Annotated in this window: 11 protein-coding genes; 4 read left to right on the top strand and 7 right to left on the bottom strand. The window is 66.1% G+C overall.

Going from position 1 to position 14265, the window contains the following annotated elements:
• Positions 1-516, bottom strand: a 516-nt coding sequence (locus HT136_RS24130; protein WP_214202398.1) for a TonB-dependent receptor plug domain-containing protein, incomplete at its 3' end; no start/stop codon positions are given.
• A 242-nt stretch (positions 517-758) separates the two neighbouring features.
• Here HT136_RS24130 and HT136_RS24125 point away from each other — a divergent pair.
• Entirely contained in the window at positions 759-1202 is a 444-nt protein-coding gene (locus tag HT136_RS24125; protein ID WP_343222309.1) for a hypothetical protein, read from the top strand.
• Positions 1203-1234: 32 nt separating this feature from the next.
• Positions 1235-2170 (top strand): cytochrome-c peroxidase, encoded by a 936-nt coding sequence (locus HT136_RS24120; protein ID WP_246544334.1) that lies wholly within the window; start codon positions 1235-1237, stop codon positions 2168-2170.
• Positions 2171-2260: 90 nt separating this feature from the next.
• Here HT136_RS24120 and HT136_RS24115 read toward each other — a convergent pair whose 3' ends face one another.
• A complete protein-coding gene (locus HT136_RS24115; RefSeq protein WP_214202396.1) occupies positions 2261-3166 on the bottom strand; it encodes a mechanosensitive ion channel family protein in 906 nt (301 codons plus the stop codon).
• A complete protein-coding gene (locus tag HT136_RS24110) occupies positions 3166-6465 on the bottom strand; it encodes a hypothetical protein (protein ID WP_246544332.1) in 3300 nt (1099 codons plus the stop codon). Before HT136_RS24110 ends, HT136_RS24115 begins: the two co-directional genes overlap by 1 nt.
• 195 nt (positions 6466-6660) lie before the next feature.
• Here HT136_RS24110 and HT136_RS24105 point away from each other — a divergent pair, with 195 nt between their 5' ends.
• Positions 6661-7047, top strand: coding sequence for a nuclear transport factor 2 family protein (locus HT136_RS24105; RefSeq protein WP_214202395.1), 387 nt, complete (start codon positions 6661-6663; stop codon positions 7045-7047).
• A gap of 40 nt (positions 7048-7087) precedes the next feature.
• Here HT136_RS24105 and HT136_RS24100 read toward each other — a convergent pair whose 3' ends face one another.
• Positions 7088-8635, bottom strand: a complete 1548-nt coding sequence (locus HT136_RS24100) for an MFS transporter (RefSeq protein ID WP_214202394.1) — start codon at positions 8633-8635, stop codon at positions 7088-7090.
• Entirely contained in the window at positions 8628-9956 is a 1329-nt protein-coding gene (locus HT136_RS24095) for an NtaA/DmoA family FMN-dependent monooxygenase (protein ID WP_214202393.1), read from the bottom strand. The genes HT136_RS24100 and HT136_RS24095 overlap by 8 nt, the downstream gene beginning before the upstream one ends.
• Positions 9957-10269: 313 nt before the next feature.
• Here HT136_RS24095 and HT136_RS24090 point away from each other — a divergent pair, with 313 nt between their 5' ends.
• Positions 10270-11625: an MFS transporter gene (locus tag HT136_RS24090; RefSeq protein WP_214202392.1), complete on the top strand. Its 1356-nt coding sequence runs from the start codon at positions 10270-10272 to the stop codon at positions 11623-11625.
• A gap of 19 nt (positions 11626-11644) precedes the next feature.
• Here the strand turns inward: HT136_RS24090 and HT136_RS24085 are convergent, their stop codons facing one another.
• Complete coding sequence (locus tag HT136_RS24085) at positions 11645-12421, bottom strand: IclR family transcriptional regulator (protein ID WP_214202391.1); 777 nt, start codon at positions 12419-12421, stop codon at positions 11645-11647.
• A gap of 307 nt (positions 12422-12728) precedes the next feature.
• Positions 12729-14060 carry an NtaA/DmoA family FMN-dependent monooxygenase gene (locus tag HT136_RS24080; protein WP_214202390.1) on the bottom strand — a complete coding sequence of 444 codons (1332 nt, stop codon included), beginning with the start codon at positions 14058-14060 and terminating at the stop codon, positions 12729-12731.
• Positions 14061-14265 lie beyond the last annotated feature (205 nt).

Raw genomic sequence — 14265 nt, 5'->3', positions numbered from 1 at the left:
GCATTTGGCATTGGCCCCTCGGTCATGACCGAGGCCATGGACGTGCTCAATCAGCATTTTGCCAATGCTGCCTGATCCCCAGACGGGGTGACGCTGCCCGGCCGTCACCAATGTTTGCAACAGAGCCGCGGTGAGGAAGCGGCCGTAGTCGAGCCGTCCGTCGGCAGGGAGGTAGACGCGGATGCCGTCGATGGATAGCGGCACCTGGTAGCGGTCGAACCCGCGCAAGAAGATGAGCTGCTCGTTACGCGATCCGCCGCTGTTGGTGGCCGAGACTCCGGGCATGAGGTTGACCGCGTCGTCGAGCGTGTTGCGCTGGAAGGTCTGCATGGCTCTGGCGTCGAGCGTCTGGAGGTCGATTCCGGGTTCCTTGCGGCTTTGCCCGGTAACCACGATCTGGCCGAGCGTGAACGTGCTCTCGGCTTCGGATCGGGAGTCCTCGTTGCTCGTCTGTGCCTGTCCAGGCGTAGAAAGTACGCAGCCGAGCGTGGCCGCGAAGGCGGTCATATGACGCATGTTCCTGTAATCCCCCTGATTGCCCCGGAACCGCGCGAGGCTGTCCTGCGCGATCCCGCCAAGCTATATTCCATTGAATATTATATTCCGCAGGATATAGTAAAGCCCGAAAACGGAGTGGGGGTATCATGACGTACTTTGCAGGTAGGCGTGTGACTTCGCTCCTTGCGGTTATGGCGGTTGCGTTGGTTGGTGGTGGAGCACACGCGCAAGAAGCCATGGGGGAAGCGAACCGAAGTGAGGTGGCCTGTACCGACAGGGCGCCGCTTCCCCCAGAATTCGCCTCGTGGGTCACTCCGGAAACGCTGACCGCTGCCGGCGACCGGCAGTCGCTGCCCAAAGCCACGATCGGACTGGGGCGGGCCGTCGATGCCCAGCTGCTCCCCACGCGTTCCGTAAGCTATCAGATTCGCCCGGAAAAGCCCGGTGGATCAGTAAGCTACGGCGGGCTCTTCACATTTCGGATCGAACGCACAGGTACCTATAGGATCGGCCTTGGCAGCGCGGCCTGGATCGACGTGGTGCGTGAAGGCAAGGCGCTTGTCTCGACCGCGCATGGTCACGGGCCGGAATGCTCGGGAATCCGCAAGCTGGTCGCATTCGCGCTCACGCCCGGCACCTATACCCTCCAGGTTTCGGCCAACGCGGACCCGCAAGTCGAGATCTTGATTGCATCCGCTTCCTGATCATGCGTGTGAGGAGGAGGTGGCTTGTACCATTGGCGGGCACGGCGCTGCTTCTTGCGACGGGCGCGCAGGAGCCCGCAGCGTCGAGTGACGATTCAGAGGCGCAGATCGCGCTGGGGCGGCGGCTGTTCTACGAGGCTGACCTCTCGATCAACGGGACGATGTCCTGCGCAACCTGCCACGAGCAGCGCCACGCGTTTGCCGACGGCAACCGCGTCCATCCCGGTGCCCTCGACGATCCGGGGCGGCGCAATGTACCGGGCCTTGCCAATGTCGGTGAATTCACGCGTCTGACCTGGGCCGACCCGCGCCAGACCGACCTCGCAGGCCAGGTCGACGTGCCAATGCTCGGCGAGCACCCAGTGGAGATGGCGATGAAGGGCCATGCCGACGAGATCGCCAGGAGGCTGGGGGCCGACCCGTGTTACCGTTCGATGTTTGCAGACGCCTTCGCGGGTGAGGGGCCTGGGATCGACTACCCGCGCGTTGCGCGGGCACTGGCGGCCTTCGAGCGCACACTGGTCTCGCACGATGCGCCCTGGGATCGCTGGCGCAAAGGCAAGGATACGGTGTTTTCAGACGAAGCGCGGAGCGGTGAGGCGCTCTTCGCAAAGGACTGCGCGTCCTGCCATGCGGGCGAGAACCTGACCGATGAGGCCTATCACCGGATTGAGAAGGAGGGCGCTTCGGGCGCGGACCAGGGCCTTGCCGAAGTGACCGGAAAGCCTTCCGATCGCGGGCGCTTTCGCACCGCGCCCCTGCGCAACGTCGCGCTGACCGCGCCCTATCTCCACGACGGATCGGCGCCGGACCTGCCACAGGCGATCGCACGTCACGCGGGGCTGGGCGCCTATGACGGGGCGACGATGGCGCGTCTCGTCGCCTTTCTCGAGAGCCTCACCGATCAGCGCTTCGTTGAGGCACCGGAGCTTGGCCTGCCGATGGAAGCTTGCGGCAAGGCGCTCTGATTGGAGCGAAAACCATATAGGTTAAATTGCATATATTCCGTTATTTATATCGCAAACATCATCTGTTTTCGAGATTTTATGCGAACGATCTCAGATGCGTGGCACGGCGCCCGGCGTGGCGATACCTTCGTTTTGGAAAGCGCGCAGGACCCGCAAGTTGACGTCGGATTCGAAGGCTTTCTCGAACCTCGTGTCGAGGACGTAGGCCTTGAGGCGCAGCCGCACGCCGACGAGGTAGTCCGAGACCCACTGGTTGACGAGGATCACCACGGGCTTGGCGAGGAAGACGTAGCGGCTCGAGAGCACCGCCTCGTTCACGATTTCGCGGGCGCGTTCGATGTCCTGGTCGGCGGCGATGGTGAAATCCATCACCACCTGCATGTCGAGTGCGCCGTAATTGCCCGAAGACGTGATGTCGTTGAGAAACTTGCTGTTGGGGATGGTGACGGTGTTGTCGTCGAGCGTCTGCATGCGCACCGAGCGCAGCCCGATAGCGGTTATGTCGCCGTATTCGCCCCCGAAGCTGACACGGTCGCCGACCTGGAAGGGGCGGTCGACCATCACGATCACGCCCGCGATGAACGAAGCGACGAGGTCCTTCATGGCAAAGCCGACCGCAACGGCGACGGTACCGCCAATGAGCGCGAGCGTCGTCTCGTCGAAACGGAACGAGAGCAGCAGGACGAGTGCGGTGGTCGCAACGTAGATCAGGAACTGCCCGATCGTGCTCACCTTGTGGAGGGTGAGACGCCGCGAGGAAAATTCGTTGCCGAAGGCGGCGACGAAGCGCGCAAGCAGGCGCAGCAGCATCCACGCGCCGATCACGACGAACAACGAGGTAAACAGTCCGCCCCAGCGCACGATCTCGGCGAGGCGATCGAGACTGTCGAGGTCTACGTCCGCCTGCGCGAGAAGTGGCGAGGGAGCGAGCAGGGTGAGGATTGCCGGGGCAAAGCGAAGCGGTGCCTGGGCCCGTCGGGAACGAAGGCGCGTCATTATCGGCTCTCCCGGATGATCAGGTTCTGGCGCGCGAGCAACCGCGCGACCGTGATCCACCAGTGCATGGTGATCTGGTATTGCCCCTTGTCCGGCACGACCGCGCCCATGCGTTCGAGCCGGCGCAGGGCGTCGCTAATCTCGAGCGCGCCGAGATCCGTGCTGGCGTGAATGGCGTTGGCATCGGCGTAGTCCATCTGCAGCAGCACGCGCAGCACGAACTGCGCTGAGAGCGGCAGGACGGCGAGGCTCTCGAGCGAGGGCGTGTCGAAAGTGCGCACGGTGACTTGCCCGGTCTCGCTGTCAACGAAGAGCGAGCGCCGCCAGTAGTCGAGCGCGATCGCGGGATTGCCGCCGACATAATCGGCGAGGCGCTCGAAATAGCCGCGTTTGCGGCGCTCCGAGGCCGAGACGTCCTCGCCGAATTCGAACACCCCGTCATCGACCATGGCGTCGAAATCGGGCGTGATCCCGGCCTGCCCGGTGCGTCGCTCGATAAGGGCGCGCAAGTCCTGCGTGCTCCATGCGGGTAGCGCAACAATAGCGTCGAACAGGATGCGCTCGTTGCGTGCGCGCTGGAGGAAGTGCCAGGCGGCCTGCGAGAGCGCGAAGGCCCAGCAATGGCCCTGGGCGCTGCTGGCGCGTGCGAGGGCGATCATCCGGTCGAGTGCGGCAAGTCCACCGATCGCGGGGACGATGAGGCGCTGGATGTCGTCGATGGTGACGAAGGCGCGGGCGCTGGCTTCGTCCAACTCCTGAGCGATCCGCTCGGGCAGCGTTTCGACCCAGTCGGCGGGCGGGCCAGGCGGAACCTCGAAATGCACGTGCTGCCAACTGCCCTCGACGCTTGCGGCAAGATCCCGCAGAAAGCAGGATTTGCCGAGCCCACGCTCGCCGATCACGAGCGTGAGCGATCCGGGGGCGAGGACGGGCAAGGCGCGGTGGCCCGGGCGCTCGTGTCCCTGGCTCAGGCGGGCGGGCGCACGGTGCGGCTCGAAGTGTGCAAGTGTCTCGGGCGGCAGACGGTGGAAGCGCCCGCTCGCCTTGTCTTCGGCGACTTGGCGTTCGGCAGCGATCCGGGCACGCTGCTCGAGCATTTCGCGCACCAGCGCCATGTCGCGGATGCGCCGTGCAATGACCGCGTGCACACCGCGCACCAGGAGCAATGCCCCGACAGCAGTCCGGCCGAGCAGACCTGGAAGTCCGCCGGGGTCTCCGGCGATCCAGCGCAGCAGGCCACTCTGGCCCGCGTCGGCTGCGGCCAGGGCGACGATGCGCGTACGCCACCAGTCGGTGAGCAAGGCGACCACGACGGGAACCAGCAGCCAGGCGAAAGTTACCACCCAGGAATAGATCGCGCCTTCGCCGACACTGGCCCGGGTCAGGTCGAGCAGCAGTGCGACGACCAAGAGACTGCCCGCGATGAGCTTGAGCGATCGCCAGCGCAAGGCGGCGCGCGGGTCGTCCGCACCATTGCCGCGCGCCAGCTCGTTGACGAACTGGACCGTTACCAGCGTGGCAAGCGACCAGAACACCACGATCCACACGAAGCGCAGCCCCGCCGCGGCGAGTTCGGCGGGCCAGAACCAGTAGAGCGCTATTGAGAGCATCAGCCAGTCGAGCGCGGGGCGGATCGCGCGCCAGTGCGCCAAGGCGCTGGTCTGGAGCGAGCGGATCACCGTGCGCGGGCGCTTGGCGGCGGCATCCTCCTGCGCGCGGGCGAGGAGAGCGTCGCCGCGCTTGCGCCACCAGCTGAACAGGAGGCCGATCAGCATGAGCCGCATGATCGCCAGGACGAAGGCCGGCGAGGGGCTGGTCAGCCGCGCGCCAGCGCCCGAAGCCATGCGGCGCCACGACTTCACGTTGAAGTGGAGCTCGAGCGCGATTTCGGAAATCTCACGCCGGACCTGGGCGACACCCTCGCTGCCGAACCCGGTCACGCGCGCGCGCTTGGTCGGGCTCAGCGACCCGAGCAGCGACAGGCGCGAGCCGTTGAGCATCTTCATGGCGTCGCGAAGTGCGGTGCGCTGGCGCCAGAGCCGCGCGGCATGGGCTTCGCGCAACAGGGCGGCGTTGCGTTCGAGAACCGCGAAATGTGCCCGCAAGGCGCGCGTCTCGGGCGCGGTCGGGTTGAGTGCGCGATCGAGGGGGGAAGGCGCCAGGGCATCGGGAGCAGGGTAGTCGGGCGTGTCGAGTTCCCGGCGCAACTGGCTGCGCACGGCGGTCAGTTCCAGAACGAGCTCGTCGTAGAACGTGTCAGCGCCGGTGTCGCCGACCTGCTCGGCTTCTTGCGCGCGGCGACGCCAGGCCAGCGCGTTGTCGGCAATGGTGACGGCCTCATTTCCGCTTCGGGCCATGTTCGAGCGGAACTGGGCCTGGGACTGCTCGGTGCGCAGAAGCCGCGCACGCTCGCTTGCGACGAGGCGTTCATGCTCGCTCGCGGCGGTGTCGGCCGCCTGCTGCGCCTTGCTGAGTTGCTGACGGGCGTTGCGTAGCTGCGCCTCGGCGCGGGCGATCTCGTCCGCCGCGCCCGAGGTGAGGCCTGAGGCGGCGGCAAGCTTGACCAGGTCCTCGGGCGGCATCTGGAAGATCGTGCGCTGCGCACGGGCGATTTGTGCCTCGAGCCAGGCGATCCGCGCCCTGTTGGGTGCGTCGTCGGGAGGCGCGGGCGCGTCTGCGATCGGGGCATCGCTGAGCAGCGCGGGCTCGTCGAGCCCTTTGTAACTGTCGAGGAGGTTGATCCGAAGCGCTCCGTCTGGGACGGGCTTTCCGGCGAGGAAAGCCTGCAGACCGGTAAGTTCCTGCGTGAGCCGGACGACTTCGACGCTGTCCGAGCTTTTGGCTTCGTGGGCCTTGCGGTAGGCTTCGTGAAGCTTGGCGTGCGCAGCCAGCAGCGCTTTGCGTCGATTGGCGGGAAGTCGCAGGAACGTTGCCTGGGCGAGTGCGAGCCGGGCCTGTTCCGGTACGAGGCCCTGGAGTTGCGCAGGGTCCTGCGAGACGCGTTCGAACAGCGCGGGGTCCTTCAACAGCCGCGCCACTGCGCGAAGGCGCGGCGTATCGATGCCCGCGAGCGAAGAGCCGAACAAGTCCTTGGCATCGATCGCGGGATCGAGATTGCCCGCGATGAGCGCGTGGATCTGCGCGGTGCGCGTGGCAGGGGCACCGACTGGCGACGAGGCGGCGTTGGCTGGCGTAGGGCTGGGTGCCGGGGTGGGAGCGGCGAGCGCGGAATGCCCGAAGAGGAGGGCGAGGCTTGCAAGGCAAGCGGCTAGCGGAAGGCTGGCGCGCGGCGATCTCATCGCGTGGTGATGCCGTCTATTCGCGTCGGCTGCAACCGGGCGTTTCATCGCCACGGTTCGCCGCGATGCTCGGGATGCGGACACGAGCGCGCAAGGTGTGTTTGCGCGCAGGGAGCGAGGCGGCAAGAGGGGGGCGGCATTGCCCGGCGCGGTGCCTGTCTTTCGTTCACGCAGTTTGATCAGATGGAGCCCGAGATGCCGCAATCCCTGGAAGAACCGGTAGGTGGAGTTACGGAGTATGAAGCCGCGCGCCGCGCGGCACTTATCGGGCTCGATCGCAAGGCGCTCGGTGCACTGCTCGCGCCGGACCTGGTCTGGACCCACGCCAATGGGGGCACCGATACGCGCACGAGCTATCTGGAGAAGCTGGGCGCCGTCCGCTTCGAGGCGATCACTCCGCTTAGCGAGGATGTGCTGGTGCTGGAGGGGGCGGCTTCGATCAAGTCGGTCTTCGCAATGCGCCTGCGACTTCCGGACGACAAGGTGCTCGAATTGAAGACGACGGCCTCGGCGGTCTGGACACGGCAAGCGGGCGGCGCCTGGGTGCTGCGTCGGTTCCACTCGGGCAACTTCAGCGAGTGATGTCCGCACCGGGCCGCGTCGGTCCGGTGCGGCGAAGGTTTCAGTGCTCGTCGAGCGTGCGCTCGGGGAGCAGAAGCATGCAGGCGAGGATCAGGAGCGTTGGCAGCGTGCAGGCGAGGTAGACGAGCGCCGAGCCCGATACATAGCCCTGCTCGATCGCGTGGCGCAGCGCTGGAGCAAGCCGGGCGAGTTCGGGGACTTTGCCAGCAAGCGGAGGGAAGCCCGCCTCGCGCACGCTCGCATCGACCTGGTGCGAAAGCACGACCCCCATGAAGGCTACGCAGAATACGCCGCCCAGAGTGCGGAAGAAGGCGACCGCCGCGCCCGCCGTCCCTGCAAGGTCGCGCGCGACGAGCGTTTGCACGACCAGCACCAGGTTTTCCGAGACGATGCCGAGCCCGGCGCCGATCATGGCGACCCCCGCCGCGATCTGGACCAGCGAGGTCGTGCTGCCGATCAGGGCCATGACGGCATAGCCGCCACTGATCAGCAGCGCCCCTGCGACGAGGGGCAGGCGATAGCGCCCACTGCGCGCGATGTAGCGCGAGACGAGGAGCGAGGTGACCACCGTCGCGCCGGCTTCGGGGATTGCCATGAGACCGGCCTGGGTCGGGGTGAGACCACGGCCGAGTTGCAGATATTGCGCGAGGAACACCGCTGAGCCGAAGAAGGCGACGCCCGTGCCGATCCCTGCGAGCACGCACATGAGGACGTCGCGGCGCAGGAGCAGGTCGACCGGCAGGATCGGCATGACCGCGCGGTGTTCGACGTAGGCGGCCGCGGCGAGGAGGGCGAGGCTTACCGCCAGGAGCGCAAGGCTGATCGGCGCGAACCACCCTTGCGCGGGGCCCGTCACCGTCACCCACAGCATGACCGCGGTGATGCCGAGCGAGAGCAATGCGGCACCTTCGTAATCGATGCGCACGGCTTTCCATACGGGGCGCTCGAGGCGTAGCAAACGCTGGACCAGGGCGATCGAGACCACGGCGACCGGCACCCCGATGAAAAAGCATGAACGCCAGCCCAGGTTGTCGGTAAGCAGGCCGCCGAGCGTGGGCGCACCGAGTGTCGCCACCGCCATGATCAGGCTACGGTAGCCGACCCACTTTGCGCGTTCGCGCGGGGGCAGGATTTCCACCGAGATGGTCTGGATGAGAATGATGATCCCGGCCGCGCAAACCCCGATACCGGCGCGGCAGGCGACGATCAGCCAGGCCGAATGCGAAAGTCCCGCGCACATGGAGAACAGCACATAGCCCGCCACGCTTCCCTGCATCAGGCGCTTCTTGTCGAACAGGTCCGAGATGCGCCCCCAGATCGGCATGGTGATGGTGATCGTGAGCATCGAGGCGGTCACGATCCAGGAGTAGGCGGCCTGGCTGGCCCCGAGCTCGCCCGCGATGCGCGGCATCGCGGTCAGCACCACGAGGTTGGAAAGAGCAGCGACGAACAGCGACATCGTCAGCGCGAGCATCGCGAGGTTCGCCTGGCGCAGCGACATCGGTCCATATGTGGCCGCAGGGGAAAGCTTGGGGGAGGGCGTCGGTGTCGCCAGCGCCTGCCCGGGTTGCTGTCTTGGCTCAGACAAGCAGGTTGTCCCGCATGGTGGGCCCGGCGTATTCGCGCTTCATCAATCCACGATCCTGGAGGATGGGGACCACTTCCTGCACGAAGCGCTGGTAGTCGCCCGGGACGCGGCTGCGCGGGTTGAGCATGAAGCCGCCGTTCGCGCCGGTCTCGAAGTGGAAGGCTTCCATTTCGTCGGCGATCACTTCGGGCGTGCCGATGAAGCAGGGCATATCGGTCATCCACGCCGAGACGTATTCGGCCATCGTCGTCGTCGGCGTAGTGGTGGCCACCGCGTCGTCGATGTAGCTCCAGTTGGGACCGAGGTTGCGCTCCTTGATCTCGGCAACCGTCTCGTGGACCGGGCGCGCGGGATCGAGCCGGAACCCGTCGACACCCCACCACTGGCTGACGAAGATCATCGCCATCTGCGGGGGGATCGCATCGAGCAGGCGCTGGCGGTTGTAGGCGGCTTCCTCGGGCCCCGAAACGACGTCGAACCCATAGGCCCACAGTACGCCAAGGTCACGCGGGGAACGCCCGGCGGCAATGGCGGCTTCGTCCAGCTTCGCGCGGTGCGCCTTGGCCTTCTCGAGGTTCCAGGGGATCGCGAACTGGAAATCGGCGTAGCGGCCGGCCAGCTTCATGCCCGAGGCCGAGGCGCCGGCCTGGACCTGAACTGGCCGGCCTTGCGGACAGGGCGCGCAAGGGAGCGGCCCCATGACCTTGAAGTGTTCGCCTTCGTGGTCGATGCGGCGCACCTTGGTGGGGTCGGCAACGCGGCCGGTTTCGCGGTCCCACAGCATGGCGTCGGGATCGACCGAATCGAACAGCTTGTTGATGACCTCGAGGAACTCCTCGGCGCGCTGGTAGCGCCATTCGTGGTCGGGCGTCGTGTCATAGCCGAAGTTCTGCGCCTCTTGGGGAAATCCCGAGACGACCGCGTTGTAGGCGATGCGCCCGCCGGTCACGTGGTCGATGCTCGAATAGAGCCGGGCCACGTTGAAGGGGTGGTGGTAGGTCATCGACATGGTGGTCACGAAGCCCAGGTGCTTGGTTGCCATGGCCATCGCGATTGCGAGCGGGAGCGGATCGTGGCGCGGCCAGCCTACGCCCCATTCGACCGTGGCATCGGGCTTGCCTTCGAACAGCGGGGTGCCCGCGACGTCGGCGAAGAAGGCGCCATCGAACTTGCCCTGTTCGAGGATGCGGGCGAGATCGATGTAGAGATCGGGCGAGCCATAGGGCTTGTAGCCCGACCAGGCCCCCTTGACCCGCCATTTCGCCATCGTGTGGATGAGCGAGAGGTCGGCGACGAAATGGATGAGTTCGGATTGCGCCATCGGCGGCTCCTGCTGGGATCATGAAACGGTGAAGCAGCGGCCACCATCCCCTCGCGCCTTCGATTGACAAGGACCCGAGGGAGCCGTTCTCGCAAAGCGAACATTGGCGGCAGGGGCCTGCGGCTTTGCCCCGCGAATTTGCGTCACGCGCCTTCTGCGTGGATGTTCACATCGCGAGAGATCGGGGCGATGCGCACTGGTCAAGCGACCGAGCGCGCGTAGCCTCGCGGTCCTGTCAGGATGGAGCGCCGATCATGCCGCCACTCAGCCCGCCCGGATGTCCGCGATCGTCAAGCCATGAAGGGAATGCCCGATGAGCGCGCCGCGGCTTCGCGACTATCTCTCCTACGGCGTGGGGATGACCGGCAACCAGATCATGCGTGACGTGCCCACCGCGCTCTTGCTGTTCTACATGACCAATGCGCTGTTGATACCGCCAGCCTACGCGGGCTTCGCGATCCTGCTTCCCAAGATCTGGGTGATCTTGGCCGACCCCGTGGTGGGCATGCTGTCGGACCGCACGCGTGGGCGCTGGGGCGCGCGCAAGCCCTTCCTCTTCGTCGGCGCGGTGGTCTCGTTCGTCGCTTTCGTGATGCTTTTCAACGTGGCGGTGCCATCCTCACCGCTGCTGGCGACATGCGTTGTGGGGCTGCTCTACCTGCTCGTCGCGACCGGCTATTCGATCTATTCGGTGCCTTACCTGACCCTCGCGGCCGAGATCGGACGCGAATCGCGCGAGCGCACCCGGGCGCTCTCCTACAAGCAGTACTTCTGCCTCGTCGGGGTGCTGGCCGGGCTCTCGTTCGCGCCCTGGCTGATCGAGCGGTTGGGTGGCGACAAGTCGGCCTACGGCACGATGGCCTGGGTGGTGGGCGCGATCATGCTGGTGACGACACTGGCAACCGCGGTGCTCGTGCCGGTTCGCCAACCGCTCGCGGCAAGCCCGCGCATCGAAGGGCACATGCTTGCCCAGGTGCGCGACGCGTTCCGCCATCGCCCGTTCCGCATTGTTTTCGTCGCGGCGCTTCTCCAACTGATCGGCTTCGGGGTGACGCAAGGTGGCGGCCTTTACTTCCTGATCTACACGATGCGGCTTTCGATGGACGTGATGGGGGTCTCGATCCTGGCCTCGGTCGCGGGTTCGGGCTTGGCGCAGATCCTGTGGGTTCGTCTTGCCAATCGTGCAGGGCCGGTGCGCGCCTATCGCGTGGCTTCCTTCTATGCCGCCGTGGTCGCGGGCGCAGTGTTGCTGGTGCCGACCGGGAACGTGTGGGCCTATGTCGTCTACGGCTTCGTATCGGGCACGGCGTCGAGCGGCTACACGCTGCTTTCGTTCGCCTCGCTGGTCGAGGCCATCGCGCTCGACGGGCCCGACAGCCCCCGCAAGGGGCTGTTCGCGGCGGCCTATACCGCAATGGAGAAGGCGACGCTGGCGATCGGCGGCTTCCTGGTCGCCATGGCGCTGTCCTTTGCCGAATTCCAGCAGGGCGCTCCTGCTGCGGACCAGCCGCAAAGCGCGCTTCTGGCGATCCCTGTCGTCTACGTGGGTGTGCCCGCAGTGCTGAAGCTGATCAGCGGCCTGGTGCTGGGGCGCTATTTTGCAACACCGGCGACCAGTCCGATGGAGCCGGCCGCCAGTCATGAGCCGCCGATCTGCCCGGCGACCTGATCGGTGGAGCCGCGCCGCGTCAGGCGGCGCTGATGAGCACGCCCTGGCTGGCCCGGATGGCGCTGGCGGTATGTTTGAGCGCATCGGCGAAGCGCTCGACCGCCACTTCGCTGCGCATCGAGGCCGAGAAATAGGTCATCGTCAGCACGGCATCGGCGCGTTCGCCGGGTGCTCCGATCGGGACGGCGATCGACGATGTGCGCGTTGAGCTGCTGCACGGCTTGGCGGCATGGCCATCGCGCCGGACGGTCGCGACGAGAGCGCGTAGCGCGGCTGGTTCGAAGGCGACGGCGTCCTTGCCGTCGCACGCGACCCAGTCGAGCAGCGAGGCAAGCTCGTCCTCGGGAATGGTCGAGAGCATCGCGTGGCCGGTCGCGCTGGTCGCCAGCGGCACGGTGAAGCCCGGGCGGCATGGCTCGAAGGTGAGCGAAGTCTCCGAATGGGTGGCGTCGCGCACGACCATGTGCCGCCCCACGCGGGCCGAGATGAAGACCGGCCAGCCGATCCGGCGGGTGAGGTCGCTCATGTGCGGATGGGCGACGTCGACGATGCCGGTTTCCATCGCGTAGCCATGCGCCAGCGAGTGGACGAGCGCGGTGGGTCGGTAATGCTTGCGCATCGGCTCCTGCTCGATGAGCCCTTCGTGCATCAGTGTCTGCACGATGCGAAAGGCCGTGGGATACGGCAGCTTGCCGTGACGCGCGATATTGGTGATCGAAAGCGATCCGTGGCGGTTGATCGCCTGGAGGACCGAGATCGACTTGCTCACCGACTTGATCAGAACACCGTTTTCCATAGACCCCCCGTCTCCATTTCGCACTGGGGCGCCAAAAGGAGAGGCAGATGGCCTGGCGACGATTGTGCCCCCGGCCACGGCCCTTTGCGCGCCCGTTGCCTTCGGTATGATCCTCAGCCCGTGAAATAGCGGAAAACGCGCGGTTTTTGTCGTTCGTGCCGAACCTTCCACGTCGCCTGGGAAGGGTATCAAACGCGATTCGGGAAAGCAAACCTTGCCGCTTGGAGCTGGCGGTTGGGCACATGGATTTTGCCGGCGCTGTTCACGATGCGAACAAATTCGCCCCCGGATGGTGCGTGCTGCGATGCTAGTAGAGGCACATGTTCTCGCGCATGGTCGATCCCTCGTACTCGGTCCTGTAGAGGCCGCGCCGCTGCAATTCGGGGACGACTTCGTTGACGAAGCGGGTGAAACCTTGCGGAACCCCCACGCGCGGGGCGATCATGAACCCGCCGTTCGCGCCGAGCGTCTCGTGTTCGGCTTCCATGAGGTCGGCGATCTGCTCTGCCGTGCCCACCCAGCCGCCATCGGGATTGAGCCGCGAGCGGGCGTAGTCTCCGACCGTGGTCGTGAGGTCGGTATGCGCCACGGCGTTGTCGATATAGCTCCAGTTGGGCCCGACGCCGAGCGCTTTCACTTCGGCGACGGTGTCGTGAACGGTGCGTTCGGGATCGAGGTAATAGCCGTCGAGCCCCCACCACTGGCTGAGGAACACGATGGCGAGCGGCTTGGGAATGGAATCGACGAAGCGCTGGCGGTTGTAGGCGGCTTCCTCGGGCCCCGAGACGACATCGAACCGGCGCGCCCAAAGTACGCCGAGATCGCGCGGGGTGCGGCCCGCGGCGATCGCGGCCGCATCGAGATCGGCGCGGACCTTGCGGTCCCCCTCGGTCGACCCGCTTGCCGCGAACTGGAAGTCGGCCCACCGTCCGGCGAGCTTGACGCCCGAAGCCGAGCCGCCGGCCTGGACCTGGACCGGACGCCCCTGCGGACTGGGCGCGCAGGGCAATGGTCCCATGACCTTGAAATGCTCGCCTTCGTGGTCGATGCGGCGCACCTTCGCCGGATCGGCGACGCGGCCGGTCTCGCGGTCCCACAGCATCGCATCGGGATCGACCGAGCGAAACAGCTTGTCGAGCACCTCCTGGAATTCTTCGGCCCGGCGATACCGCCATTCGTGGTCGGGCGTGGTGTCATAGCCGAAGTTCTGCGCTTCCTGCGGAAAGCCCGAGACGACCGCGTTGTAGGCGATCCGCCCGCCGGTCACGTGGTCGACGCTGGAATAGAGCCGAGCCACGTTGAAGGGGTGATGGTAAGTCATCGACATGGTGGTGATGAAGCCCAGATGCCTGGTTACGCTGGCCATTGCGATCGCCATGGGCAGCGGATCGTGCCGAGGCCAGGCGACGCCCCATTCCACCGTGGCCTCGGGCTTGCCCTCGAACAGCGGGGTTCCCGCGACGTCGGCGAAGAAGGCACCATCGAACTTTCCCTGTTCGAGAATGCGGGCGAGGTCGAGATAGATTTGGGGGTTCCCATAGGGCGCATAGCCCGCCCAGGATCCGGGGTAGCGCCACTTGCCAAGCGTGTGGATAAGCGAGAGGTCGGCAACGAGATGGATCTTCTTCGACAAGGACATGCTCGTTCTCCTTCCAACTGCGACGGGGTTGCGTAGGGGAAACAGGCCCGCCGCCGGGGCAAGGGTCAAGCAAGCGGGTGCGGCGCTGTTCGGATCGTGAACATGGCTGCGTTTGCATGCGGCGAAATTTGTTCACGATCCGGAAAACCGCAAAGGCAGGGGATGGTCGCGGGCCTTGGGACGAGGCCTATTCCCAGCGCTGCGC

It is taken from the genome of Novosphingobium profundi (assembly GCF_018491765.1).
GTDB classification, from domain to species: domain Bacteria; phylum Pseudomonadota; class Alphaproteobacteria; order Sphingomonadales; family Sphingomonadaceae; genus Novosphingobium; species Novosphingobium profundi.
This window is presented reverse-complemented; position numbering and strand designations above follow the sequence as displayed.

Bases quoted from the DNA above. Each gene is read 5' to 3' on its own strand.
- HT136_RS24115 (WP_214202396.1), bottom strand. From the start codon at position 3,166: ATGACGCGCCTTCGTTCCCGACGGGCCCAGGCACCGCTTCGCTTTGCC.
- HT136_RS24110 (WP_246544332.1), bottom strand. From the start codon at position 6,465: ATGAGATCGCCGCGCGCCAGCCTTCCGCTAGCCGCTTGCCTTGCAAGC.
- HT136_RS24105 (WP_214202395.1), top strand. From the start codon at position 6,661: ATGCCGCAATCCCTGGAAGAACCGGTAGGTGGAGTTACGGAGTATGAA.
- HT136_RS24095 (WP_214202393.1), bottom strand. From the start codon at position 9,956: ATGGCGCAATCCGAACTCATCCATTTCGTCGCCGACCTCTCGCTCATC.
- HT136_RS24090 (WP_214202392.1), top strand. From the start codon at position 10,270: ATGAGCGCGCCGCGGCTTCGCGACTATCTCTCCTACGGCGTGGGGATG.
- HT136_RS24085 (WP_214202391.1), bottom strand. From the start codon at position 12,421: ATGGAAAACGGTGTTCTGATCAAGTCGGTGAGCAAGTCGATCTCGGTC.
- HT136_RS24080 (WP_214202390.1), bottom strand. From the start codon at position 14,060: ATGTCCTTGTCGAAGAAGATCCATCTCGTTGCCGACCTCTCGCTTATC.